This is a genomic window from Frankia sp. CcI156 (assembly GCF_001983015.1).
Lineage (GTDB): Bacteria > Actinomycetota > Actinomycetes > Frankiales > Frankiaceae > Frankia > Frankia casuarinae.
Window position 1 is genome coordinate 19,702 of the sequence record NZ_MOMD01000041.1, and the last position, 26,128, is coordinate 45,829.

Annotated in this window: 18 protein-coding genes and 4 pseudogenes; 6 read left to right on the forward strand and 16 right to left on the reverse strand. The window is 69.0% G+C overall.

Translation table 11 applies throughout. The features are described from left to right. Window positions 1-6: 6 nt before the first annotated feature. Window positions 7-1,512, forward strand: coding sequence for a recombinase family protein (locus CcI156_RS15540; protein WP_076806464.1), 1,506 nt, complete (start codon window positions 7-9; stop codon window positions 1,510-1,512). A 502-nt stretch (window positions 1,513-2,014) separates the two neighbouring features. On the opposite strand, the gene CcI156_RS15545 is transcribed toward CcI156_RS15540, so the two are convergent. The 6 genes from CcI156_RS15545 to CcI156_RS15565 form a co-directional block, all read right to left on the reverse strand. Then, entirely contained in the window at window positions 2,015-3,451 is a 1,437-nt protein-coding gene (locus tag CcI156_RS15545; protein ID WP_076806466.1) for a replication initiator, read from the reverse strand. A gap of 701 nt (window positions 3,452-4,152) precedes the next feature. Next, window positions 4,153-4,734, reverse strand: a complete 582-nt coding sequence (locus CcI156_RS15550) for a GNAT family N-acetyltransferase (protein WP_076806469.1) — start codon at window positions 4,732-4,734, stop codon at window positions 4,153-4,155. Then, window positions 4,727-5,488 carry a lasso peptide biosynthesis B2 protein gene (locus CcI156_RS15555; protein WP_076806471.1) on the reverse strand — a complete coding sequence of 254 codons (762 nt, stop codon included), beginning with the start codon at window positions 5,486-5,488 and terminating at the stop codon, window positions 4,727-4,729. Before CcI156_RS15555 ends, CcI156_RS15550 begins: the two co-directional genes overlap by 8 nt. Then, window positions 5,488-7,317 (reverse strand): albusnodin/ikarugamycin family macrolactam cyclase, encoded by a 1,830-nt coding sequence (locus tag CcI156_RS15560; protein WP_371681812.1) that lies wholly within the window; start codon window positions 7,315-7,317, stop codon window positions 5,488-5,490. Before CcI156_RS15560 ends, CcI156_RS15555 begins: the two co-directional genes overlap by 1 nt. 69 nt (window positions 7,318-7,386) lie before the next feature. Then, entirely contained in the window at window positions 7,387-7,530 is a 144-nt protein-coding gene (locus CcI156_RS24970) for an albusnodin family lasso peptide (RefSeq protein WP_023841791.1), read from the reverse strand. 136 nt (window positions 7,531-7,666) lie between these two features. Further along, window positions 7,667-8,041: a hypothetical protein gene (locus CcI156_RS15565; protein WP_236701522.1), complete on the reverse strand. Its 375-nt coding sequence runs from the start codon at window positions 8,039-8,041 to the stop codon at window positions 7,667-7,669. Between the two features lie 832 nt (window positions 8,042-8,873). Between CcI156_RS15565 and CcI156_RS15575 the strand changes: the two genes are divergently transcribed. Next, on the forward strand, window positions 8,874-10,241 hold the full coding sequence (locus CcI156_RS15575; protein ID WP_076806475.1) for a hypothetical protein: 1,368 nt from the start codon (window positions 8,874-8,876) through the stop codon (window positions 10,239-10,241). Between the two features lie 633 nt (window positions 10,242-10,874). Here the strand turns inward: CcI156_RS15575 and CcI156_RS15580 are convergent. The 4 genes and pseudogenes from CcI156_RS15580 to CcI156_RS15595 all read right to left on the reverse strand — a co-directional run bounded on the left by CcI156_RS15580 (window position 10,875) and on the right by CcI156_RS15595 (window position 14,307). Then, window positions 10,875-11,267: a hypothetical protein gene (locus tag CcI156_RS15580; protein WP_011438519.1), complete on the reverse strand. Its 393-nt coding sequence runs from the start codon at window positions 11,265-11,267 to the stop codon at window positions 10,875-10,877. Continuing rightward, the gene (locus CcI156_RS15585) at window positions 11,267-11,575 is read right to left on the reverse strand and encodes an energy transducer TonB (protein ID WP_076806477.1); all 309 of its coding nucleotides are present in this window, start codon (window positions 11,573-11,575) and stop codon (window positions 11,267-11,269) included. Before CcI156_RS15585 ends, CcI156_RS15580 begins: the two co-directional genes overlap by 1 nt. A 489-nt stretch (window positions 11,576-12,064) precedes the next feature. After that, window positions 12,065-12,232 (reverse strand): annotated as a pseudogene (locus tag CcI156_RS27005) (MFS transporter); the annotation flags it as partial. A gap of 68 nt (window positions 12,233-12,300) precedes the next feature. Continuing rightward, window positions 12,301-14,307 (reverse strand): hypothetical protein, encoded by a 2,007-nt coding sequence (locus tag CcI156_RS15595; protein WP_076806479.1) that lies wholly within the window; start codon window positions 14,305-14,307, stop codon window positions 12,301-12,303. 412 nt (window positions 14,308-14,719) lie between these two features. On the opposite strand from CcI156_RS15595, the gene CcI156_RS26245 reads away from it, so the two are divergent. From CcI156_RS26245 to CcI156_RS15610, 3 genes and pseudogenes are all read left to right on the forward strand, one after another. Beyond that, a complete protein-coding gene (locus CcI156_RS26245; protein ID WP_217697704.1) occupies window positions 14,720-15,706 on the forward strand; it encodes a radical SAM protein in 987 nt (328 codons plus the stop codon). Then, a complete protein-coding gene (locus tag CcI156_RS15605; RefSeq protein WP_011437737.1) occupies window positions 15,700-16,851 on the forward strand; it encodes an epoxide hydrolase family protein in 1,152 nt (383 codons plus the stop codon). Before CcI156_RS26245 ends, CcI156_RS15605 begins: the two co-directional genes overlap by 7 nt. Window positions 16,852-17,434: 583 nt before the next feature. Beyond that, window positions 17,435-18,597 (forward strand): annotated as a pseudogene (locus CcI156_RS15610) (benzoate/H(+) symporter BenE family transporter). 117 nt (window positions 18,598-18,714) lie between these two features. On the opposite strand, the pseudogene CcI156_RS27805 reads toward CcI156_RS15610, so the two are convergent. From CcI156_RS27805 to CcI156_RS15645, 6 genes and pseudogenes are all read right to left on the reverse strand, one after another. After that, window positions 18,715-19,393 (reverse strand): annotated as a pseudogene (locus CcI156_RS27805) (uracil-DNA glycosylase). 538 nt (window positions 19,394-19,931) lie between these two features. Beyond that, a pseudogene (locus CcI156_RS27810) lies at window positions 19,932-20,603 on the reverse strand (alcohol dehydrogenase catalytic domain-containing protein); the annotation flags it as partial. Beyond that, window positions 20,587-21,207, reverse strand: coding sequence for a Uma2 family endonuclease (locus tag CcI156_RS15630; protein WP_254847453.1), 621 nt, complete (start codon window positions 21,205-21,207; stop codon window positions 20,587-20,589). The gene CcI156_RS15630 and the pseudogene CcI156_RS27810, both read right to left, overlap by 17 nt. 992 nt (window positions 21,208-22,199) lie before the next feature. After that, window positions 22,200-23,648 (reverse strand): ATP-binding protein, encoded by a 1,449-nt coding sequence (locus CcI156_RS15635; protein WP_254847454.1) that lies wholly within the window; start codon window positions 23,646-23,648, stop codon window positions 22,200-22,202. A gap of 510 nt (window positions 23,649-24,158) precedes the next feature. Continuing rightward, window positions 24,159-25,067, reverse strand: coding sequence for an NAD(P)-dependent oxidoreductase (locus CcI156_RS15640; RefSeq protein WP_076806485.1), 909 nt, complete (start codon window positions 25,065-25,067; stop codon window positions 24,159-24,161). Further along, the gene (locus tag CcI156_RS15645; RefSeq protein ID WP_076806486.1) at window positions 25,064-25,459 is read right to left on the reverse strand and encodes an NAD(P)-binding domain-containing protein; all 396 of its coding nucleotides are present in this window, start codon (window positions 25,457-25,459) and stop codon (window positions 25,064-25,066) included. Before CcI156_RS15645 ends, CcI156_RS15640 begins: the two co-directional genes overlap by 4 nt. A gap of 143 nt (window positions 25,460-25,602) precedes the next feature. Here CcI156_RS15645 and CcI156_RS15650 point away from each other — a divergent pair, with 143 nt between their 5' ends. Further along, a complete protein-coding gene (locus CcI156_RS15650; protein WP_076806488.1) occupies window positions 25,603-25,962 on the forward strand; it encodes a helix-turn-helix domain-containing protein in 360 nt (119 codons plus the stop codon). Window positions 25,963-26,128 lie beyond the last annotated feature (166 nt).

The window sequence follows — 26,128 nt, forward strand, 5'->3', positions numbered from 1 at the left end:
CATGGTATGGAATTTCCGCCGTTGAGCCCCTTGCCCCAATGGCCCGATGCCGACCCCGCCCTGTGGTACGGACGGATGTCCGATCTCGACAAGGATGCCCGTATCCCGGATCAGTTCGCCCGAGGGCAGAAGTACGCCGCCCTGACCGGCGAATACTGGATCGCCGGGGCATGGGCCGATGACGGCGTCTCAGCGTGGCGGGAAGACGTCGTTCGGCCTGAGTTCGAGCGGTTCCTGTCCGTCTTGCGCGCCGGGAAGTATCGGCTGGTCGTGGCGTGGGAGGAAAGCCGGATCACCCGTGATCCGGTGGTCGGAGCCGAGTTCGGCAAGATCATGCAGCGGATCGGGGGCCGCCTCATCGTGACCGATGGGGAGAAGGCCACGACCTACGATTTCCGCCGGCAGCGCGACCGTGACTCATGGCATGGCGCGGTGGGGAAGTCCGTCAGTGATTCGGGTTTGAAGTCCGAGCTGGTCAAGCGGAAGTTGGACGCGAAGCGCGAAGCCCTGGAGTTCCTGGGTGGCCCCGTGGGGTTCGGGTGGTCCCAGACGATCACCCGGTCAGGTAAGAAGATCGTGACGGTGTGGTCCGTCGACGAGGAGCAGGCCCGCTGGCTACGCGAGGCCGCGCGGCGTATCCGCGAAGGTGAGGCCGTTCTCAAGGTCTCGGATGATTTCTACGACCGTGGGCTTCGGATCCCGCACCGGCGCACGCACCCGGGCGACACGATGAAGAGCGGCAGCCTGACGCGCGCCAGCCTCTCCGCGATGCTGCGTAACCCGAGGATCGCTGGTCTGTTCGCGACGGGAAACGTTCACACGGGCTGGACCGTGAAGGGCCCGATGGCGAACTTCCCCGCGATCCTCACCGAGGAGGAGTGGCGGGAGACATGCGCGGCGCTGGAAGCGGTCACGACCCGCAAGGGCACGGGTACGGCCGTCAAGCACACGTTCGCCGGGTACTACGTGTGCCACAAGTGCAGGCGTTCCCTGGTCCGGAACTCTCCCCGCGCGTACGCCCTGTGGCGGCATCGTCTCGGGAAGAGCCGTGAACACTTCGAGTGTGACCAGTCGTTCCACATCAACGCCGCCGACGCGGACGACCTGATGACCCGCCTGGTTGACGCCTACCTACGCCGCCGAGACTGGGAGAAGACCGGCGACGTCGCGGACGGTGACGAGCTGAAGGCCGAGCGGACCGAGAAGGAACGCGAACTGGCCGATCTTCCCCGCGCGATCGCCGCCAAGGAGATCAGCCTGCGGCTGGGTGGCCAGCTCGAGGCCCAGTACGAGACCCRGCTACGGGAGATCGACGCCGAACTGGCCCGCCGCGCGCGTCTCGTGACCGTCCTGGACGGAGCGGAAGCGCTCCGACTCTGGCGCGGAGGCACCCTCACGGAGAAACGCCGTGTCCTGTCAACGATCATGGTGAAGATCATTGTGGTTCCCGGGAAGGATCTTCCGTTGCGGGAACGGCTGGACCCGCAATGGCGCTATCCCGGACCTGCCTGACCGCCGCTGTCGACGTTCCGCGCGGGTTTCGGTGCAAGTGCGGTCACGATCGCCGCCGCCATCAGCGCCGATGGTTCCGGAGCCCGCGCGAGYTGAGCCGCTATCCACCGCGCATCCGCCTCCAACTCAGCCTCACGGCCGGCATCAGGAGGGCCAGCCGCCGACCTGGAGACCGACCTGCCCGAGGACCGACCACGCCGCCGCCCAGCAGCACCAGGCCCACGACCACCATCCGTCTCCGACTCACACGACATCACCCGATCAGCCCCGATATCCCGCAGACCGCCCCGCGCCAACGCCGGTCGAGGTGCAGCCCAMCCGCCCACCCACGCCACTGTCGTCTCACACGAGCGCTCACCGGCCGTGTCCGTGAGCAACGACGACGAACAATCGGCACCTTCGGTGCTCGTCTCCGGGCCAGCCACCTGCCCACCCAGCTCCGCCGGGCCCGAACCGGAGTCGTCGAGGTCATCGAACAGCGACGGCTGAACCGACCCGGTACTCATCTCTCAGCCGGCCCATTGCCCACCGGGCTACCAGCCGTCCGCGACGACCGCAACTCGGGAGGGTCAGCCCCGTGTCCGCCGAGGTCTAGCCCCCGGCCCGTATACGTCCACGCCCCGAGAACGATCGTGTTCTCATCGCCCTCAGCCCGGCCGAAGGCGTCCACCGGGACACGGCCCGCCATCGCCGCGCCGATCGTGCGCGACCACACCCGCCGTACCGTCCGTAGCGCGGTGAACGTCGTCGAGTAGGTCCGCGATTTCGTCAGCCAGTGGCCACCGAACCCCATCTGATGCGCCCACCGCAGTAGCCGTGGGATATCGCCGGAATCCCGGCCGAGTGCCGCATCCAACGCCGCGGTGAACACCGGATCATGGCCGAGCCGCCAGCAGGTCTCCACCAGACGGCGCACATGCGGCGCCAGGATCAGCCGGCCCAGCGCGGCCAGCGACCGCACCGGATGATCCAGCGCCCCGCCGGCCGCCGCCGACTTGGTGAGGTACTTCGCCAGATAGTTACTGATCCGTCCGACATCGGTGGGTCCGTCGAGCGCGATGCGCCGGATGTCGACCTGGACACCCCAGCGCACCGCCCACCCGTCAGYCGATGCGGTGCCGTCGAGGGTGCCCATGTCCGGATCCGGAGCAGCTACCGCGACCGACCCGACGACGTCCCGCAGCGCGTCCGCGACCAGATCACCATCCGCCCAGCCAGGAGGAGACGAGCCAGGCCCGTCCGGCCCRTCGACCCGGACCACCACATGCAGATGCACCACGCCCCGCGCCTGCATTTCCGCGACCTTGACGAAGCTCAGCCGCGCCGAGCGGCGTAGCCCCGCCACCGTCAGACCCGCAGCAGCCGCGACCGCGGATTCCGTCGCGTCGCGTGTCGTTTTCCAGAGCCGAGGTACCAGCGCGTTCCACGTCACGGCCCGGCCGTACTGGTAGCAGTCCGGGCAGATCGGGGAACCGAGCCGGGAATCATCCTCGCGGTGCCGCTCATGACAGCCTGCCGGACGGCCATGGGGGCAGAGCCCCCGCYGGGGGTGGCAGGCCCGCACCGGACCGCCCTTACCGCCCTGCTGACGGCGGGAATGCACCGGCCCGAAGGTCGGAGCGGTCAACGTCACGAACCACGCCGGATGCGTCGTGACGGTCTCTGGTACGCCTTTGCCGCCCGCGAGCCCGGCCAGGACCAGCCGCCGGGCGTCCCGCTTGTACACCGCCGAACAGGCCGGGCACGCGGACTCCCGCCGGTTGCCGCACCGCACATGCAGCACCCCGCCCGGCAGATCCTTCCCGGACAGCGCACGGCGGATCTCACCGGTCCCGACATCCACATGATCGACATGGCCGGACAGGCGGATCGGACGGGAACAGCCACCCGCGACCGGCCGGTTTTCGGGCAGGCTCACGCCCACATCCACGGAAAACACACCGCGCCCTTTCACTCGCACACGCCCCCACCAGCCCAGACCCGGAAAACCACAGGTCAGACCAGCGGAGAGCGCGAAGAAAGAAAGCAGGAATGAGAACAGGAGAACCGGAACGGAAACCGAACCCGACGGGCCTTCCGCCGTACAGCCATCCCACACCGAAACGCCGGCACAATGCCACACACAAAAACACGCCCATAGTCGGCAGCGCTAATGGCACACGAAACGGCAGCGCGACCGGCACCAGACCGGCACCGGCACGGGGAACAGGTGAACGCGCGGAAACCCCGCGCAGGCTCAGCCGCCCCCGGCTACCCGCTCACCCCACAGGCAGCAGCAACCCAGGACAGCAGCAGAACACGGCACATGCGCACCCCAGACGGAACATCAACACGACTGGACGCAGGCCACCGACGGCGACCCACGGTGCAGCAGCCCGAGCCCGGTCCGTGCCGCTCCGAGGCGGCTCACATGTGGACAGCCCGACAATGTGGCGTACTGCCGTACAAGAAAAAGATCATCGTGGCRCAGGGTTCAGAACCCTCGAATGCCGTCATTGACGATACCACCCCGGCGCATTGGGTGCCAGGGGGCATGGCGACGACCCCGGGGCACMTCCACCCGAGGGGAAGGGTCGGGAAGGCCGCGGGGTCGCCTGGCGGGGGTGGATCGGTAGGGATAGTTCCGCGAGAATCGTTGCTCTACCGGTCCGACTCGACKGCCTGCCGTACCGCAGACGGCCCCGGGAAGTCGGCGGGTATCGCGTCCAWCAGCGTTTCGTTGGCAAGCTCACCCAGCCAGTATCCGGAGTTTCGACGCTCCCCGATCCTGCGGAAACCAGCTTTCTCGTAGGCCCGGATCGCAGCCAGGTTCGGAGAGAGTACCGATAGGTGGACGCATCGCAGGTTCGTCACGTGAAAGGCGTAGTCGAGTGTGAGCCGCGTCGCTTCGGTACCGATACCGTTGCCACGGCTGGCCGGGCCGAGCTGGATCACGAACTCCCCGGTTCGCACGTGATGGTCGATGAGAACGGCGGTGGTGCCAGCGGGGGTCGGCGGATCCGTGGTCACGTCGTAGACGGTGAACCTCAGCTGATCGTCCGTKCCGCGCGCCTGATGCTGGAACCCCTCTCGCCGGTTTTCCAGCGAGTCCGGTGTCTGGCGACCGTAGCCGACCAGGACGCCAGGATCCTGCTCCCACTGCCAGTAAAGATCGACGAGGTTGCTGGAGAACGGGCCGAGCCCAGCGCGTTCGCCCCGGATCCACACGATCGGTTCATGCACGCCTGTTCTCGCTTCCGTTGTCGCGTTCGGGTACGGCGCGCAGGACGCCGAACCGTGCGGTTGACGACGGTTCGGCAACCCGCTGTCCGTCGTCAGTCTCCACCCAGGCATGGAGCCGGACAGGGTCGGCTGCTGCGCCGTGGCACCACGTCACCCGCTTCCGGCCCATGGCCAGCAGGAGGAACGCCGCTGATGATTCTTCGAGGCAGGCAACACGACCCGGCATGACCGTTCCTGCCCGCCGGACGGCGTTGACCGCTTCCATGAGGTGATCAGCTGAGGMGTTGACCCTGGTGCGTCGCGTGGCCCACGTCAGCAGACGAAGTAGCCGCGCCATCCGGCTGCGACCTTGTCCGGCCGAGAGCGCGCCGAGCACGACGAGTAGGGCCACACCCGCACGCAAGGTCATCCCGCAGGATGCGGATCCGGCCGTCGTGCGCCCGGCCTGCATCTCCTGYGTTCCCCAGCTTGGCACCCACGACGGCCCGACCGCCGTCGGTTGGCCCGCCCGATGTCGAAGGGTCTCCATGATCAGTTCTGCCGTAAGGAGCTGTTCACGCAGGGCCCGCGCGGACTGGGTGTCCAGCAGCCCTGACGGGTCGCCGTACCCGCTGGTCGTTGCCGCCTCCCACCAGCGCGCGGCCGGCCCGGTCAGTACATCAGCACGGCCGTTGCGGTAGTTGACGATCACGGTGGCCKGGCCGACATCGAGCGCACGAACGTGTTCGGGGACGCTGATGTACTCACATGACATTATCTATCGCTCTCCGTGGTTCTTGGAATCCACGCCACATCGGATGTGTCACCCAGGGCCCGTAGCCATACCTCCGCCGCCAAAGCCGGCTSCACGGTGGCGAACGGGACAGGGAGCCCTGCGGCCATCATCGTCAACGTCTGTCGGAACTCGCCGGRCTCGACGAGGCCCAGAGCGGCCAACCGGCCGTCAGCCAGGGCATGGAGCGAAGCCAGGTTCGTGCGCATCCCCTGGTAGTGGTCAGGATTGAAATCGCCCTTGGTAGTGCGCTCTGCCAGCCTGGCAGGGAACAGGTTCGCCATCGCAGCCCGCAACACGGGCTTGTAGTCGGCGGGGCCGGGACGGTCACCCAGGGAAACCGACAGATAGGTATCCACCACGCGAGAATCCGTGAATGGGTTGTGYAGCGCTACCCCGGCCGCTTCGGCAAGCTGAATATCGGCGCGCGCGGAGCGCCCCACCTCCGCCATTCCTTCACCGGTCATGACCGTGGCAAACGAACCGGGGGTGGGWTCATCCGTGCGTTCAGCTACCGCCGAGGCGACAGTCCGTGCCMGTTCCCGTGCCTGCAACGTCGCCCATGAGGGAAGAGGTTCGATCCCGCACCAGCCGATATCGCCATCGGCGGTACTTCGTGAGGAACCTCCACCCAACTCCGTGGCCAGCGCCGCCAGCGCTGCCGCGCGACGTTCTCGCGAGACACGGTGAGCCGACCGCAGCAGCGGCCACAYGGGAAGCCTACGCAACCGCGCCCATCGGATCGTTTCGACCACTGCCCGCCGGCTATGCCCGATCGCGAACAAATCTGCCAGAATGATTGGTGGAGAACACAGCAGGCTATCCCCGCCATCGCCAGTCAAATGGCAATCAGTGTCGAAGGTTCTCCGCATCCAGGCGAGTTGACCGGAAAATCGGGCATGCGCGATCGTGGACGGCGCCGGTTCGTCTGTTACCGGGACAACATCCAACGCAGAATACGGCGCGTGCTCCGCGCCCAGCGGCATGAGGCGATGAACGATTCCGGAATGTCTGGCCGCGAGCCGCGCATAGTCCACGTCCCCACCCGTGGCACGGCCGACTGGATGCACCGTCACCCCGGTCACCGGCCGCGAAGTGCCGGACGACGCATGGGCTAGCAAAGCAAGAGATGTCGAGTCGAACCCGCCTGACATATCCGCTGTCAGCGCTGTCGCGTTGACTGCCCGCACGGCCACCGCCGCTGCCAGTTCCGCCCGCAGTCGCCTGCCGGGTGAATCTGCGCATGGTCGAGGCGACCACATCCGTTCCGCCCGCACCGCCCCCGAGCGGATCAGGGTCAGGCGATGTCCGGCGGGTACAAGCCCTACGCCCTTGAACGCGGACCGCCCCGCAAACAGGACAGGCACCGACGGAGCCAAAAGCCACATCGCCAACCGATCCAGATCCGGCCCGGCACCGGTCAGCGCAGCCAACGCGCGTGAGCTGGAAGACCAGTACACCCCGCCGTCCAGCGAGGCTGTGTAGATGGGCCATGCTCCACCGAGGTCGGTCCAGATGCGGGTAAGGCTGTCGGTGACTTCCACAGTGGTGTAACTACCCGCCCACTGCCAGGCCACGTCGTCCGGAACCCCGTGCGTTCCGAGTCGCGTCAAAGAATTCCGAGTGATGGCGCAGGGGCCGATCACCGCAACCATTCGGTGGTCGCTGTGCGTCGTGCGGACCTCGTGCCCGTCCCATCGGCCGACCGTCCAGCATCCGGGAATGGTCGGCCACACCTCCGCACTGTTGGCAGGGGTCCGCGGTGGCGTTGCGGCGCTACTGAAGCCCCCGAACCAGCGCATGTCTCCCATCCCTTTCGTCCTTTCCTGAACGTACTGGTGCCTGGCCCCATGCGGAACCAGGCACCAGCAGGACGCGGACTAGCTGTTATACGCCTTCCGCTTGTCCTCCGCGCTGCCCTTGCCCTGGCCGAGTGTCACCATCGACGCCTCACCGAGGCACACCAGCAGCACCGGATCCTTTTCCGCCGGACCCTCGTGCGACTGGAGGTCAACCGTCACCATTTTTCCGCCCTACCTTTCCTGGTGTTTGCGCGGCCAATACCGCGCCTGGGTACCCGACAGCGGCCGATTCCGCGTCGGGGGATCTGGGTGAAGGCTCACCGGAGCGTCATTCTTGACTATGACGCAGCGTCGACCTTCAAATCAGAGCAGGGAAATGGATCTCCCAGACGTCGATCGGCAACACCACTTCGTGGTCGCGCAGGCGCACCCGATGCAAACTGAACGTCACTCCGTCCGGTGTCACATCCGGGTTCGGTCTCGATCCCGCCATTACGATCCGGGGCAACTCACCTGCCATGATCCTCTGTCGCCGCAGCCGGATACCGACCGCCCACGCCACCCGGGATTCCATCAGCGACGTGAACCTGCGGTGCATCAGTACGAGCCCCACCGGAGCAAGCTGGGCAATCCCAATACTTGCCCCCACCATGATTTCCTCGTCCACCGCCAACTGGTCGGACAGCAGCATCTCCTGTGCCTCGCTGTCCGCCCGCAACGGCTCTGGCAGCATGCCGATGATCAAACCGTCGCGGTGCCAGGGCACGAACTCCGGGAGCTGGCCCGTGTGAAATTCCCACCCCGTGGCCGTGACCGCCCCACTCGCCATTACTCGGGCCCCGGACGAAGAGCCAGAGCCAGATCCCTCAAAGGCTCGCGATCATCCCCAAGTCCAGGAACGGAAGCGCAYGGTATCCCGGAATCGTGATCCCGTGCCGGTGGGCATAGTTCGCCATCGACCGCAGATCCGCGAATGGGGCGACCACCTGAGCGCCCGGCACTACCAGCGCGAAGGCTCCCGACGGGGTCATCACGTCCCGGAGGTTCACCATTCGCGCGAGCCCCGTAGGAATACCCGTTCTCGTCATCCCACTCCCAGTCGTCATCGTCGACGTCGTACCTGTCCTCGTCCTTCATCGCTCCCACCTCTACCGACCGCATCCGTCAGACCGCGAACCCCCGGTACCTGTGGGACCAAGAATGCTGCGCACTCCAGCCACGGCACCCCAGGCCCCCAACGGCACCGGCCGGGGGGGACGGCCCCAAGCCCGACCAGGGCCGCTACGAGAAGTTCAACGCGGATTCCGCACGTGCCCAAGGACAGATGCCACGTCAAGTAACCGGCTGTCACCGACGGCCCGTCCGGCGATCAGAGCCGTTGTCCGGTTGACGTGACCAGTCGAATCGCAGGTCAAATGATCAGTCGACCAGCCGAATCCACGGTGRCTTCCCTGCCGCCCGGTCCGCCACCGAACATGGGCCGCTACGCTTCGTGCAACCCCTTGTTCTGGGAGGCACCCGTGACGCCACATCGCGCGACAGAGCACCCCGGATGGAACCCCTCTATGCTCCGCCGGCATCGGCTTCAGTACGGGCTCACCCTTCCCACGCTCGCCGAACGCATCCGCAATATCGACGTCGACAGCGCCCGTGAACGAAGCTTCACCCCGCCACTGGCGACCGCCGAAGTCATCGGCAAGCACGAACGCGGGCAGACCTACCCCGGCGCCGACTACCGCGCCAGCTACCGGCACATCTTCGGCACTGGAGACGCCGACCTGGGATTCCGCCACCGGCTCCCCGCCGAGCACGCCCAGACGACTCCGCAGCAGGCCGACTCTCCCAGTGACCGGGCCGCGTCCTCTCCGCCGCCTTACTCTGGAGACATCGGCGGGTACACCGCTTCACGCCCGCCCGATACCGACGGGCCGGAGAGGCGGATCATGACCGAATCAGAAGAGGCGTTTAACTTCCTGGTCAACGCCGAACGGGCCGCGGCTCGACCGGAAGTTCTCGACTTCCTCCACCAACAGGTACGCAGCCTCGCCATCGCGTTCCCGACCGAGGCGACGAACCTTGTAGGCCCGCTACTCGACGCACAGCGCGTCGCCTTCAGACTCCTGGACGGCCCAACTCCGCCAGACCAGGCCCGGGACCTCTACTTTCTCGCAGCAATCACCTCCGGCCTCCTCGCCCGCGCAGGAGTCGACCTCAGCCAGCACACAACCGCCGACATCTACGCCCGCGTCGCCTACCTGTGCGCCGACCGGGCAGATCATCCCGGCCTGCGCATCTGGGTACGCACCGAACAGGCCCGCGCCGCCTACTGGACAGGGGCACCACACGAGGCACTGCGCTACATCGARGCAGCCGAAGCAGACGTCCACCTCGTTCACGGCACGGCAGCGATAGAGACCGCCGTACAGGCAGCCCRTGCCCATGCGGCACTCGGCGACAGCGCACAGGCCCATGCCGCCATCACGCGAGCCGTAGACCTCCGCGAGCGGACCCGTCCCGACGACCTGGACGAGATCGGGGGTGAACTCTCCACCCCGGTAGCCGTCCAACTGTTCATCGCATCCGATGCCCTTACCCGACTCCCCGAGGACCCACGCGCCGAGCAGGCAGCCATGGACGCCGTGGAAGCCTTCGCCGCCGCAGGTAACGCCAGCTACGGCAGCCGAGCCGGGGCCCACATCAACCTCGCTCTGGCTCGCACCCGCCGGGGTGACGTCGACGGCGCCCAAGACGCCCTCCGGCCCGTCCTAGCCATCCCAGCCCAGCGCCGCAACCACGGGATCCGCACCCTCATGCAGCGCATTCAAGGTGCGCTGACCGACCAGCGGTACGGACGATCGCCGCAGGCACTCGACATTGCAGCCGAGGTCGAGAACTACTGCCAGGTGACCCCGACAACCCGGATCCCCGAGTAGTTCAAGATCGTCGCTAATGTTCTGTACCGTTTCAAGGGCGGCCTTCGGCCGCCGCGGGGGGCCTGCCGCACGCGCCGCGCGTCGCCCCGTGCGCGCCGCGCCTACGGGATCGCCGCACCCGGCCGGGGCCCCGCCTCCCTCCGGTCGGCACCCCGGCCGGAGCGTCGCCCCGTGGGCGCGTCGGCCCGTCGGCGTGTCGGAGCGTCAGGCCCCCCGCCAGAGGGTCCGTGACGACCGTGACGATCGGCGATGCTGATGCCGCTGGTCCACGCCGGTGCTCCAGGAGCCGCGCGACGTCCGCGAGGACGGTGCCGCTGCTGGTTGTTGGGGCTCCGCCCCAAACCCCGGCCCTCACTCTGGAGGAGGGGGAGAGGCCGCGTACGTCCGCTGATCGCCTCCGCCGCCCGGACCCCTGAAGGGCTACCCCGGAACCTCCCACCCGCGCAAGGGACGCACCGCACCCAGCATGGTACGGGCCGTCGGCGCCCTTGCCCGGCCAGGAGAACCCGGGGTAGGGCTACGCCGCCCGACCGACGGAGGAGATCAGCTCAGCCCGAACTCTGTGAAAGATCAAAACCCGGGTCGGGTGGCGTGGAAGCCCCCGAACCCGGGTTTGATCAGCCGTGGGTCAGGTCATGCCGCGAGCGGTGTCCGCTGTTCCTCCGGGTCGAGCAGGGAATCGGCGAGGGCACGGCCGATCGCATCGCCGGTGTCGAGGGGTTCGCGTGCGACCAGCAGCCGCACCCCCGTCCGGCGCAGCAGGCCCAGGACCGCCATCCGCCCGGTTTCGGTGGCCGCGAGCCGTTCCACCGTGTCGACCACGACCACGCCGTACGCCCCCGACCCGACGAGCCGGACGACCGCCGACCAGGCGTGCGGACCCGACCCGATCTGACGGACCGCACCTCCGGCCTGCCAGCCGCGCGCCGTACATGCCACCGCGAACACCGCCCGCTGGTCTGCCAGGTCGCCGTARCTGCCGGCATCCTGGCGGATGAAGTGCAACGCCCGCAGCGAGCCCGCCATCACCGGCCCCCGTCCCGACGATCCTTGCCACCGGGCCAGCCGTTGACCTGGGCGGTGTACCACTGGCTCGCCGCCGACCCCGCGACCGTCAGCGAGTCCCACCAGCGCGCCGCCACGTCGTACGGYATGTCACTGGCCACGCTCACCCGCACCCCGGCCGGAAGCAGCAGGGTCGGACGCATCACCGAGAACCGAGGTCCCGGCATCGGAAGATGCACATCCGCCGACTCCGCCGGATGCACCTGGAGATCCACACTCGTCACCGACCGGCTACCGGCACCGGCCGGCCCATATGGCACCATGGCCATGGGTTCCACACTCCTGTTCGTAGCAGGATTTGGGATCAAGGCCCGGGGATGGTGCTGGTAACACCACTCCGGGCCGCCCTATTCACTTACCTTCCACCGCCCATAATACCCCGTCGATCCACGCCATGCCGGCATTTCGTACGAGCCGGAATGTTTCACGAGAAACAGTCACGTCTATTTCCTGCGAGCGTGGGCCAGGTTTTCCGGGGAGTAGTAAAGAATACGACCGCCGTCCGCGTTGGCCCCGCTTCCCGGAGCGGAACGCCCGCCGGGACGGCCAGGACGAGCCGGACCGGAGCGCGGCCCCGCGCGACGCTGGCCGCCCGGCAAGGAGACGGCGCACCCCACCCACCTTTTGTGGTGCAGATCACTGTTCTCCGGTGGAGAAAAGGCACACGTCTCCCTCGCCCCAGGCTGACGCGGAAGCCTGCTTGCAGGTGCAAGCGGGATGAACGTGCAGATCAGGCGTTGCTACGACGTACTACTTGCGTAGGCGTTCACCACCCACGAGAGCCCGGCGGCGGAGAACCCCAGGTCCTGGCCGATGGAGGGCAGGGCCACGTTCACGATGGAGGTGTCGATCACGATGGCGAGGGCGCCGGTGCAGAGCACCAGCAGGGCCCACTGCCGTTCACGCAGGCTGCGGTAGCGGCTCACGATCAGGCGCCGCGACTGGACGGTCTCGTTCAGGCTCCCGAACGAGTCGCCCTTCGGCTGGAAGATGCTCACTGAGCTGCCACCTCGGCCATCRCACCGTCCATCCCGCCCATGGCACCGCCCGGCTGGACCATGCAACCGCCCATCCCGGCCCCCATCCCGGCCGTAGCACCGTCCTGCTGGGCGTCGGCAGGATCAGGCAGCCCACCACCGCCGCGCACGACCGGGTGGGTCATCGGGATCGGGGGCAGGGCCAGGGCGTGCATCCGCCCGCTGCGCACCAGCAACCGGCGCCAGTCCGACGGGTCGAGCRGCACCAGGGTGTGCCGGTGACGGCGGGTGGCGTCGATCGTGGTCGCCCGGGCGGACGACCGGTGTCCGCCGGCCGCCTCGATCGTGGCGATCCGTTCGGAGCCGAAGTTGATCGGCAGGGCGGTGCTGAACTCCTGCGCGCTCACCGCGAACCAGTCGTCGGTGTCCTGCTTGATGCCGTCGGCYAGGCCGCGTATGGCCTGCTCGTGGGGCACTCCGGCGTCCCGGGCCTCCCAGTACAGCTTGACGCGGTGCCCGTGACCGATCATGCCCGTGATGGCGCCGCCGCTGGTGAGGAAATGGCCGTTGCCGAAGGTGTCCCCGGCGAYGACCCCGTTGGCCGCGACCTGGGCGTCCACCCCGGCCCGCTCGACCAGGCTGAACAGCTTCGGACCGTACGGCATCTGGATCCTCTCCAGTTCCGACACCGGCATCTCGCAGATCTGCGAGACCTGGTCCAGGTAGAACTCCCGCATCAGGTGCTGCACGCCGGCCCGGTACTGCTTGGACTTGCGGTAGGTACCGGGCGGCACCAGGCCGGACAGGATCGGGTCGAACGTCTTGTAGTCGGGAACCTGCACCAGGATCCAGCCGACCTCGGCGTCGTCCTCATGCCCCACCGCGATCTGCCGCACCCAGTACTCGTTGCCCTCCTTGTCGAAGTCGGAGGCGATCCTGCGCCGCAGCCGGYCGTCGACCAGCACCTCCAGCAGGCCGGCGAGGTAGTCGGCCTGCGCCACGACCGGCCCGCGGCCGTCGTGGTGGTCCACCAGCACGTCCTCCTGCCTGAAGCCTAGGCGGTCGGCGTCGGTGCTGTTGAAACCCTGCGCGATCATGAACAGCTCGGGAATCCCGATGTCGATCACCTTGCTGCCCGGCACCCGCACGCGGTGGAACCTGCCGTTGTAGTCCAGCTCCCTTACCTGCTCGATGCGGATGGACTTGCGACCGCCGGAGGCGTCCCCGAATCCCTCCTCGCGGCGCAGCCACTTCAGATAGCCCGCGTCGCTCCCGGTCCCGGTGGTGACCACCCGGTGGGACAGGAACAACCGCACCCGCGGCGTGACGCCCCGGGCCAGGTCCATCCGCTCGACCCCTTCGAGGTAGCGGCGCATCAGCACCATCACCTCGGAGGCCGCGCTCTGGAACGTGGAGGGCCCCTCCAGCGCCTCGAGGGTGCTGCGCCCCACCCGGGTGGGGTCGGGCCGGCGCGGGGGCTCCGGCGGCGTCAGCACGGTCACCGTGCGGTGCGGCTTCCCGTCCTTCCAACGGTCGTCGATGAACTCGGTGTGGAAGATCCGGCCGCCGATCCGCGCGGGCTCGCCGACCAGCGCGTCCAGGAATCCGCTGACCACCTCGTCGGCCGTGACGGCGCCGGCGGGCGTGTCCGGCCGGTAGAAGCACTCGGCCAGGATGAACAGGCTCCCGTCGCCCCGGCGGGGGATACCCGCCTCGCCGTAGCGCTCGAGCATCATCTGGTCGATCAGGCCGAGGTGGTGGTAAAGGTCCTCGCGAATGTTCCAGTGCACGCCCAGCGAGGGGTCACCCCGCAGCTCGACGCCCACCACCCGCCGGCCCAGGGCCAGCGACCAGAGCATTCCCATCATGTTGGTGGCGCCCAGGCCGAGGGCCAGGAAGTCGGGATTGAGGACTCCGGTGGTGTCATCGGCCAGGCCCGTGTCCTGGACGGTCTCGTCCAGCCGGGCCCAGGCCTGCCGCCGGGGAACAAAAGAGTTCAGGACACGACGAACGTCCACGCCCATAATTCCTCCATGACAATCTGCCAGATCGAGGTTCAAGAGCGCGGAGCGCGCCTCCACGGACGGCCGACAGCCAGAAGGTCCGTGGAGCGTTTACCGCCAACCGGTCCGCCCCAGCCAACTTGGTCCCGACGGTACCTACGCCTCGAATCGAACGTCAAGGGCGCCGTCTTCTACGCGACACCGGGACCCTACCGATCCCGCCCGCCCACCAGGCTCTTTCAGCCGACGTTCGGGCCGGTGCCACCATGATGCCCGAGCGCATCAGTCCCGACCCGAGATGGTTGCAGGAGAAAAAATGGTGGACGTTTCGCTCCCCGCTGGCTACCGTGCCAAAGGAGAAGGACGTGCTTCGGGTGGACCGACGTGGGGGGCAATGACACGGAGCGCCAATGACACGGGGGCCAAGAATGACGTGGGGGCCGATGTGGCCGGCGGCATCGCGATCTGGGACCGTTTCCCCCCGACCCAGAGAATGGTCATCAACTACACTCTGACCTGCAATCTTGCGTGCGATCACTGCATTGTGGAGTCGAATCCGACCCGCCGGGAGCGGCTGACCCTCGACGAGGTCCGGTCCGTACTCGAGCAGGGGCAGCGCACCGGGAAGCGACACGTCACCTTCAGCGGGGGCGAGGTCTTCCTCTACCCACAGGTCATGTGCCAGGCCATCGCCCACGGCGTCCGGCTCGGCTATGTCGTCGACGTGGAGTCCAACGCCTTCTGGGCCCGCAACCCCGCCCAGGCCGAGGCCAGACTGCGGCCCTTCGTCGAGGCCGGCATCCACGGCCTGTCCCTCAGCGCGGACGTCCACCACATGCGGTACTTCCCCGTGGAGCGACCGATCAACGCCGCCCGGGCGGCCCGGGCCAGCGGCCTGGCCACCGAGATCCAGTTCTGCACCTCGGCCGACGAACAGGCCGACGAGCAGATCAGGGCGGCCCTGATCGCGGCCGGCGAGCCGTTCGTGGTGCTCGAGCTRCTCGATCGGGGCCGCGCCCGGGAGATGCACCGGATCTGGCGGGGACGTCCGGTCACCGAGCTGCCCGACTGCGACGATCTGACCACCACCGTGCACGCCACCGGTGACGCCTATGCATGCTGCCAGCTCGACATCGGCGTCGACGACATGAAGCGGACGCCGGTGTTCCTGGGGCCCGTGCGCGGCCCGGGATCGGACCCGGCGGAGCAGGCCCGGCGGGAACGGCTCGTGCACGCCTTCCACGACCCGCAGTCCCCAGCCTACTTCCGGACCATGGTCGCCGAGGATCCGCAGTTCCRGGACCTCGCCGACGCGCGGTTCACCAACATCTGCGATTTCTGCCTGCGGGCCCTGAGCGACCCGGCCCGGGTGGCGGCCCTGGAACGGGTGCTCGCCCGGGCCGGACGGACCGCGTGCTGATCACACCGTCCCGGATCCGGGTGCCCGAGGACGTCCTGACCGGACTGCGGCAGCGGATCGCGCGGGTGCGCTGGCCGCAACCGGCCCCCGGCCCGGCCTGGTCCCAGGGCACCGACCTGGCGTTCCTCCAGGGAATGCTCGCCGACTGGGCCACCTTCGACTGGCGTGCGGCCGAGGAGAGAATCAACGGCGGGTACGACCAGTTCGTCGCCGAGGTGTCCGGGCTGCGGGTGCACTACGTCCATCATCGGGTGCCGGGGGCCGACGGTCCGCCGGTCATCCTGACCCACGGCTGGCCGAGCAGCTTCGTGGAGATGCTCCCGCTCGTCGACCGCCTGCGCGACCCCGCGGCGTACGGCATCGACGCTCCCGCGCGGGATGTCGTCGCCGTGTCCCTGCCCGGGTATCCCTTCTCCGAGCGTCCGGCCGGGGAACACACGCTGCGGGACACCGCGCGTGTCTGGCACGACCTGATGACCGGGCTCGGCTATCCCCGGTACCTGGCCGCGGGCAGCGACTTCGGTTCCGGGGTCAGCACCTTCCTGGCACTCGACCATCCCGACACGGTGGCCGGGCTGTACCTGACCGATCTCGAACTCGACCCCGTCCTGGACCCGGCCGTCGACCCGACACCGCTGTCCCCGGCCGAGCGTGCGTATCTGGACGCCGGCGAACGGTGGTCGCTGACCGAAGGCGGCTATCACGCGATCGCGTCCACCCGGCCCCAGACCCTCGCGTACGGGCTGACCGACTCGCCCGCCGGGCTGGCCGCATGGCTGCTGGAGAAGTGGCGTGCCTGGTCGGACTGCGCCGAAGGCCGGGTGCCCCGAGTGTCCCGGGAGTTCCTGCTGACCACGCTCACGCTCTACTGGGCCACCGGTTGCGTCGGGAGCACGCTGCGCGACTTCCACGACAACCGCCAGGTCCAGGAGGGCATGACGGTCGGTGACCGGGTCCTCGCCCCCACCGCGTTCGGGCGTTTCGGGAACGGCCTGGATGACCTTCGCCCGCCCCCGCCCGAGTTCGTCGGACGGCTGTGCCGCGTGGTGCGCTCCACGGTGCACGACGAGGGCGGGCACTTCCCCGCGGTGGAGGTTCCCGACCGGCTCGCCGCCGACATGCTCGCCTTCTTCGCCGAATGCTGACCCTCGGATCCCGCGCGGGGATGACCGGATGGCCCGGCCCGGCGGCCCRGCGCACCACCTTCCCGCGTCCGGACCGCGGCATCCTCCCACTACAGGCCGTGCAGTGACAGGCCGTGCAGTGACAGGACGTGCAGTGACAGGACGTGCAGCGCCTCCCGGCGGGCCTGGGCATCGGAGGGGTGGGGACGCCCGGTCGTGACRCTGTCCGGCGAACGTCCGTCGGGCAGCACCTTCCAGGGCGCCAGGTTGTGGAGACGGGAACTTCRTGTGAGCGGACGATCCCGCCGCCCCACACCCCCACCGCTCGCGCCCCGGGAGAGCCCGGGGCCGGGCTGGTCACCCGCGGCCGGGTGCCGGTGGCGGCCGTGGCCTCGTGACGGGTGCCGTATCCGCGGTCCGTTTTCATGGTCCGCCGCCGAACGGCCGACAGTAGTGTTCCGGGGATGGAACAGCGCGATCGTGACCTTCCGGACCTACCGTCGGCGCCGATCCCGCTGTCACCGTGAGCGACGGCGGTTCAGGCCGGTCGGATCCGCCGGATCCCGCGGACGGCGAGGCGGCTTCGGGGGTTCGGGGCACCCATCTGGTCAGCGCAGGCGCCGTCACGGCGCTGGTCGGGTTCGCGAGCACGGCCGTCGTGGTGCTGGCCGGGCTGCGGGCGGTCGGGGCGGACCCCGCGCAGGCAGCCTCGGGCCTGCTTGCCGTCACCGTCACCCAGGCGCTCGGGACGCTGTGGCTCAGCCGCCGGCACCGGATGCCGATCCTGCTCGCCTGGTCGACGCCGGGCGCGGCGCTACTCGCCTCGACCGGCGCGGTCGACGGTGGCTGGGCGGCGGCGGTCGGGGCCTTCGCGGTCTCGGCGGCCTGATCCTGCTGACCGCGCTGTGGCCCCGCCTCGGGACGCTCATCGCCGCGATCCCAGCGCCGATCGCGCAGGCGATGCTCGCCGGTGTCCTGCTCTCGCTGTGCCTCGTGCCCGTCCACGGGCTGGTGGACCATCCGGCGCTCGTCGCGCCGGAGGTCGTGGTGTGGCTGGTGCTGCTGCGGGTCGCGCCGCGCTGGGCGGTGCCGGCGGCGTTCGCCGCCGCGGTGGTGGCGGTCGGGATCTGGTTCGGCCGGCACGGCGGGCCCGACAGGCCGCTGCTGCCCCGGGTCGCGCTGACGGCACCGACGCTGAACTGGGCGTCGATGCTCTCGCTCGCGGTTCCGCTCTACGTCGTCACGATGGCCTCGCAGAACGTGCCGGGTGTCGCGGTGCTGTCCTCCTACGGGTATGCGGTCCCCTGGCGGGAGGCGATGACGGTGACCGGGGTCGGCACCGTTCTCGGCGCGTTCGCCGGCGGCCACGCGATCAACCTGGCCGCGATCACCGCGGCGCTCGCCGCGAGCCCCGACGCGCACCCCGACCCGCGACGACGCTGGGTCGTCGCCCACCTCGCCGCCTGGACCTTCCTCGCCCTCGCCCTGCTGTCCACGCTCCTGGTGACGGTCGCGGCCGCCGCCCCCACCGGCGTCACCACGGCCCTCGCGGGCCTCGCCCTCGTCGGCACACTCGCCTCGGCGCTGACGTCGGCCCTGGCCGACCCGGCCGAGCGGCAGGCCGCGGTCGTCACCTTCGTCGTCGCGGCCAGCGGCGTCACCCTCGCCCGCGTCGGCGCCGCCTTCTGGGCCCTCGCCGCCGGCCTCCTCGTCCGCGCCGCCCTGCGCCGCGGCCCCACCCCCGCCGGTGCCCCCGCGCAACGCTGACCGGCACCCTCCCGGACCGCAGCCCGCGGGGCAGGGCATCTCACGTCTGCCGGGGCGCCGGTGTCGGCCACGGTCAGGCGCCGTGTCCCGGAGCTTCCGGGCCGAGCGGCGGGCGGGTCACGGGAGGCTCCAGTCGACCGGCTCGGCACCCTGGCGGCGCGGGAGGTCGTTGGCCCGGCTGAACGGCCGGGACCCGAAGAAGCCCCGGTCGGCCGACCGCGGTGACGGGTGGGCGGACTCGATGGTCGCGGCACCGTCCAGGAACGGCCGCAGGCTGCGGGCCTCGGCACCCCACAGGATCGCGACCAGCGGCCTGCCCCGCCCGGCCAGCGCCCGGATGGCCTGTTCGGTGACCGGCTCCCAGCCTTTGCCCCGGTGCGAGCCCGGGCTGGCGCGGCGCCGTCGTCAGCGCCCGGTTCAGCAGCAGCACCCCCTGGCGCGTCCAGCCGGTCAGGTCGCCGGTCGAGGGCCTCGGCACGCCGACGTCCGCGCACAGCTCCTGGAAGATGTTCAGCAGACTGCCCGGCAGCCGGCGCACCTCGGGTGCCACCGCAAAGCTGTAGCCGATGGCCATTCCCGGGGTCGGGTAGGGATCCTGTCCGACGATCAGCACCCGCACGTCGTCGAACGGCTGCTGGAAGGCCCGCAGGACATGCGGGCCGGCCGGCAGGTAGCCGCGCCCGGCGGCGATCTCCGCCCGCAGGAAGTCGCCCATGGCGCTGATCTGCCCCGCCACCGGTTCGAGGGCATGCGCCCAGCCTGGCTCGACAAGGTCCCGCAGTGGTTGCGCCGGCATGGCCGGCCATGCCTACTGCGCACCACCGACCGCCCCTGCCTACGCCCCACCGCGGCCGAACTTCCAGCCGGGAATGTCGCCGATGGCCGATGGCCGATGGCGTGGTGGCGTGGTGGCCGGTGGCGTGGTGGCCGATGAGGCGGCGGGTGTCCCGTGCTGTCCCGGGGCCCGGGGAGGCCCGCTGCGCCGTCGGCCGGGTGGCGCCGTCGGGCGTGGTGGCRCTCGGCGGTGCCGGCTGTCCCCGCGGGGGCCGGGTCGCAGAGGCCGGGTCGCAGAGGCCGGGTCCGCGGGGGCCGGGTCGCAAAGGCCGGGTCCGCGGGGGCCGGGTCGCAAAGGCCGGGTCCTCGACGTGGGCGCGTTTCCCGCCGCCGGCCGTCAGGCCGGTTTCGACGCGACACCCTCGTAGGCGAAGCCGACCAGGGCAGTTCCGGCCATCGGGTATGTCCTGGCCGACTCCAGGGTCAGCCCGGACCGCCCAGCGCACCTTCGCCACCCAGCCGGGCGTCGTGTAGTCGACGACGGCATCGGCCCCGAACTCGACCGCGACGTCCGCCTTCGCGGGACTGCCCACGGCAGCAATCACGGTCGCGGCCCCGGCAGCCTTGGCCCGCTGCACCAGAAGCGAGCCGATCCTGCCCGCCGCCGCAGTGATCAGAGCGGACTCGTCGGGCCGGACCTGGATGGCCGACACCAGGCCGACGGCGATGGCGCCGGCCTGGAACACCGCCACAGCGGACCCGAGGGTGAGCCCCTCGGGCACCTCGTAGACGCTGTCGGCCTCGGCCAGGGCCAGCTCCGCGTACCCGCCGGTCATCCCAGCCGTGCTCGCCACCACCCGCTTGCCGGTCAGCGACGAATCGACGTCCGGTCCGACGGCGGCGACCCGGCCGCCAACCTCCAGGCCCGGGATGTACGGCTTCGGAAACGGATACCGGCCGGACCGCACGATGACGTCGCCGTAGCCGACCCCGGCCACCTCGACAGCGACCAGCACCTCGCCGACCGACGGCTTGGGATCCTCGATTTCCTCGACCCGCGGGACCCCCGGCGGGCCGAACTCCCGCACCCCCGGGACGAGTGAAGCGATGGCGCCACGCTGATCCGCGACATCCAACCGTGCCAAGATCGTCTCGCACGGCTTGTAACAAATGACTGGGAGGGCCAAAATTGGTCCTGTCGACCTGTCGGGACGCTCAGAAAGCCAGGTCATCCCAGGTGATGGTGATCGGGATGGGGTTGGTGATTTCCGGTGGTCCGCCGGCCTCGTCTTTCATGAGGGTRCCGAGGTGTTTGTAGAGCATGCTGGCGCGGTCGAGGGCGTAGCGTTCGATGCTGGTGACGCCGTCGTTGTCGAGTCGGATGATCCAGTAGTGCTGGATGCCGGCGCGGGCGTATTCGCCGAGCTTGTCGGTGGTGTCCTGGGTCTCTGAGCCGGGCGAGACGATCTCGATGACGAGCAGGGCGTGTTCGGCGCGGAGCCGTTCGCCGCGGTCACGATCGAGGCAGCGGTAARGGATGACGTCGGGCCGGCGGTTGAGCAGGGGGRTGTCGCGGAGCCGCAGGTCGACGTCGTTGTTGACCGTCAGGCAGCCGTACCGGCCTGACTTCACGGCGTTCCGGGCGTGCCGCTCCAGCAGGTTGGCGAGCCGCCGTCCCGCGGTCTGGTGGTCCGGGGCGGGAGCCTCACAGAAGATGATGTAACCGTCGACGATCTCGATCGACCGGGCGATCTCCTCCGACAGCGCCTCGTACTCGGCTGCCGTCACGCGCGCGGGCTGCGGGCGCAGGTCGCGCAGCCAGCTGTCCTCTGGCAAGGCCGTCGTCACCATCGCCTCCCGGGCGGATGAGTCGTCACGCGTCCAAGACGTCGGTGGGACGCGACCATCCGATCCCAGCGTAGATCCTGGGCTCGCGTGGACGCGCATCRCAAGGCAACGCGACCGCGTCGAAGCCGCAGCCGCCGTCGGGGCGCCCCTCCGCGGCAGGGCCGTGCCCCGGACCGGCCACGGCCGCGCCGGTCTGTGACCACCRCTGGGTGGTGTGATCTCCTCGACAGGATTGYAACCAGACGGATCTCTGTACAGAGGAGTATTCGACGTTCACGGTCGCGCGTGACGTGCGTCGATGCAGCTCAGCACACCGCATAGCCGGATAGTCCTCATAATCCTCCGGTCGTGGGTTCGAGCCCCACCAATTTTTTGATCATTCCTCCGACCTGGGTGGATGCGGTTTACGATCTATCCCTTTGAGATCCAGGGCTGTGGAACGATCCTGGTCAGGACCTCGACAGGTGGTCCGAGCCCCGCCTGGACGACCAAACCCGCAGGTAGATGCCCAGATCTAGGGCCGCCGGGGCTTCTGTCGAGCAAGGTCATCCCGCGCCGCCGCGCCCGCACTCGAGACCGGGAAGTGGATCCCTCCGTCAAGGTCACCCGCCGTCCAAGGTCGGCGCGGGGATCACGGAGCGTGCCCGTGCAGGGTCGTCAGATGCCTGCGGCAGGCCATGAACCCACTCATCCTCTGATGACTCTGCGTGTACATCGGCGTCCACGAGTTCCGTCGCTGTGGCTCGACTGATCGCGCGGCCACACCACGCGGAGTGCAGGCCGTTTCGCCCCATGCGTGGCTTTCGGGGCACATCAAAGGACCACGCATGGGGCGCCGATGCTTCTCACCGTGACCAGCGGCGGTGACGTGATTCATCTGGCTCGCGCGGTGGACTCGGCGTCATCTGGCCGGGTGGAACATGGGGATGGGCCAGGCATGGTCCAGGGCGTGTAGTGGTTGGCGGGTAAGGATCGATCGGCTATGAKTCCGTCCGCTGGTAGGTGGTGGCCCTGCCTCTGCCGCCGAGTTGAAGGATCAGCCCGCGGCCGCGCAGGTTTCGCAGGGCCTTGCGGATGTTCGGAGCGGACAGCCCGAGCTCTTCGGCGAGGTCGCTGACTGTTCGTCCCTGACGGGTCAGGGCCTGGTAGACGCGACGCTCCGTGGCGCCCAGCGGGGGCTCGGCGGTTGCCACGGGCGTGGCGGTCGCGAACTGGTGGAGGATGACGGTGAACCGGATGCCGCTGTCCACGTAGTGGGCTGACGGCAGGCCACAGTCGGCGAGAGCCTCGGTGACGGTGGGAATCCCGCTGGCGAGGGCTTCGATAACCCGAGCTCCGGTCTGCGCAGAGCGGACGTGCTGGCAGATCGCGACCAGGCTGGCGTTGCGGGCGGAGGTCACCGCGTCGCGTCCGAGCCGGTCGACGGTGATGCCGTACAGGCCGCCGGGATTGGTCACTACCAGGCGGTCCCGCAGAAGCCGCACTTCGACGGCCAGCCCGGCGGACCAGTGATCGAGGTMGCGGTGGATCAGCGCGTTGGCGACCAGCTCACGGAAGGCGACGAGTGGGTAGATCGGACGGTCACGAACGCTGCCGTCCATCTCGGCGACGATGGCGGTGTCGAAGGTATGTCGGGCCCAGAGCAGCGCCGCGTCGAGCATCCGMGGGACCGGTCCGCTGATGGTGACCTGGTTGCGGGCCCGCGTTGCGGCGGAGCCGGTGGGCAAGGGCTGCGCGGCGGCTTGGATGACGTAGCGAGGGAACCACTGTTGGGGATGGACCCCGAGAGCGAGCAGTCCCGCGACAGTTGGCTGCCCGCCATCCATCGTGACCCCAGCCCGGCGTAGGAGCTCGGTGTCGTCGGGAAAACGGCCGAGCCCGGCCGGGTCGCGTTCGCGGACAGCGAGTAGAAAAGCATCGACGAGTTCGGTGTCCAGCTCGTCGATGGTGGCGTCCTCGACAGGTGAACGGTCGAACAGCGGTGGCTGGCGAGCGGCCAGGAACCCCTGTTCCTCCACGTCAGACAGGGCGTAGTCGCCGTCGTAGCCACGTAGGTACGCCCTGCCGGTCGCGGTGACGCGACAGGRCTTGGTCGACCGGTCGCACTCCTGGACCTGCGCAACCACGACCGCGGCCCCGTCAACCTCCCCGTCTTCGATCGTGAGACGGACCGGCGGTGTGAATGCCCGGGCCCTGGCAGCCAGGCCCTGCTTGAGTACCTGCGGGTCGCTGAGCTCGACGGGGCGGAACCCGGCCCGCTCGTCGAGTCCCAGGATGATGGTCCCGCCCCCGGGCTGATTCGCCAGCGCGCTCAGCGTAGAGGTCAACGAGGCGGGTAACCCGCCGGCGGCAGACTTGACCTCCACCTCGGTGGTGTCGCCTCCCGCCGCGCGCAGGAAGGCGATCGTCTGGCTCACGTCACGTGGCACACCCAAATGTAACCACGWCGGAGTTACATTTGGCGTGTGGCGGTTACATTTGGCGGTTGTGGCTCGCGCCCCAAGATCGGAGAACATGGAAGATCGACGGCGGGACGGTCGACACTGGCTGCGAGGGGTACCGACCGGCCGCCCTCCCCTCGATCGCAGGAAGGTCGACGCGACCACGACGCCCAGCGGTCACGATCATCGGGCGGTCTGGAAACGGGCGGCCTGGAAACGGGCGGAACCGCCCGGCGTAGACGAGGAAGAGCTTGTCCGGGATCCGGGCCGGTGGGAGCCGCACGCCCCTTGCCGGATTGCGGATGATCCGGGTACGTCGGGCGGCCGGTTGACTCCACGACTCGTGACGCTATCCGATCATCACCCACCGGCCCGCGAACGCCACACGATCACCAAACAAGATCTACAAGGCCGCCGCGCAACCGACGTGAACAGCTACCCTGTGCCAGGTACGCAGCTTGCGTGGCCCGGTGGTAGGACCGTGGTTCTGGTCGTTCCTCAGTCGCAGCCTTTGAGCATCTCGTAGAGAACGGTCCAGTTCTCGGTGCCGCGGCCCGCGGTGACGKCCTGGTCGTAGTGCGCCTTGACGGCTTTGGGCAGCTGTGTGTCGATGCCGGYCTTCTCACTCGTCCACACGATGTGGTTCGCTGTGGCGCCCATCATCCGTGCCGTGCTGAGGTCGCCGGGGTGTTCGCCGGCCTCCAGGCGCCGGGCCAGGTCCCATCCGTCTCCGATCATCGTCGGGATGTCGGTGAGGGTGTTCAGCGCGCCGGGTAGGAAGTCGGCGGCCGGGACACCGGCGGCGGTGACGAGCGCGGTGGCGTGGAGCAGGCTTGACAGGGCGGTGAGGAAGACGTCGAGGTGCGCCTGGTAAAAGAGCTGGGCCAGGCCTGGGTCCTCMMCGAGGTACCGGGGCTCGCCGATCAGTCTGAGCGTCGGTTCGTGTATGTCGAATACCGCGCGGGGCCCGCTGTAGAACACATGTGCCCCTGGACCGCCGACGGCGGGAGCGGGCACCATGACGCCTCCTGTCACGAAGCTCGCTCCGTGTCTGGCCGCCCATCCCGCCGCATCCCGGGAGGCATCGGGGGTGTCCGAACTGAGGTTGACCAGGACCTTGCCGGCAAGGACAGCGGAGGGTCGCGAACTTTCGGCGACCGGGTCGAGGATGTCGTACATCGCCTGGTAGTCGGTGAGGCTGAGGATGGTCAGCTCGCTGGCGGCGACCGCGGCTGTCGCTGTGGGTGCCAGCGTGGCGCCCCTGACGATGAGGTCGTCGGCGCGCCCCTCGGTGCGGTTCCACACTGTCACCGGATGGCCGGACCGCAACAGGGACGCGGCCATTGCCCGACCCATCGGGCCAAGGCCGACGACCGTCACAGGAGACGGACCGCCCTCGCCGCTCATCGGGAGCTCCTGAGCTCTTCGAAGATGCGGGCGGTGCCCTGCTGGCCGTATCCGGCGGTGATCTGCCGGCGCACGATGTCGTGGACKGGCCGCAGCATCTCGACATTGACGCCCTGGTCCAGGCTGGCCGTCACCAGCGATTCCAGCGCGGCTTCGGTGAACTCGACCACAGAGTGCACCGACCGATGGTCAAGCAGGCAGGCGACGACCACCCCGCCGCCGATGATCGCCTCCTCGACGGTCTCGGCGACGGTGGCGCCACGATCGCCGAGAGCCCGTGCTCTGYCTGGAGTGCGGTTCCACACCACGGTTGGTCGGCCGGCGTCGAGGGTCGCGGCGGCGAGCGCGCTGCCCATCGCGCCCAAGCCCAGGAAGGTCGTACAGGTCGTCATGGATTGCCCTCGCTCCGCTCGGTGGTCTGACTGGCGTGCCGTCCCGACTCTCCGCCCGAACCTTCCCCGCCGGCAAGTACCTACAATTTTGTTCAATACTTACCAGGAAGTAAGTGGCCAGCTGAGGCGAGRTTGAGGGTCTGATGGCGACGAGCGCGAGGCGCGGTCCCTACGTCTGCGGCATAGACGCCGGTATGGACGTGGTGTCAGGGAAGTGGAAGTCGCTGATCCTCTGGGAGCTGAACAACCACGGAACCCGGCGGTTCGGAGAGCTGCGGCGCGGCCTTCCCGGTGTCAGCGAGAAGATGCYCATCCAGCACCTGCGCGAGATGGAGGAGGACGGCCTGGTCCACCGCGAGGTGTATCGCCAGGTCCCGCCCCGGGTCGAGTACTCCCTCACCGAGCATGGCATCTCACTCAACGAGGCCCTCCGCCCGCTAGGCGAATGGGGGAAACGACGTTGCGAGCGCCTCGCCGTCGAGGACGCGCTCGAATCCGCGTAACCGGCCGCGCCTCGATCCCCACGATCATGGTGACGAGGCGGACCGGAGCCGCCGGAACCACCAGGTTTGCGGAACGCACGTTCGACTCGGATACGGATGGTGCCGGCTGGGCGGTCATCGGGCACCGCCGCTGGTCGGCGCCCGGGTCCCGACGGGCGAATGATGA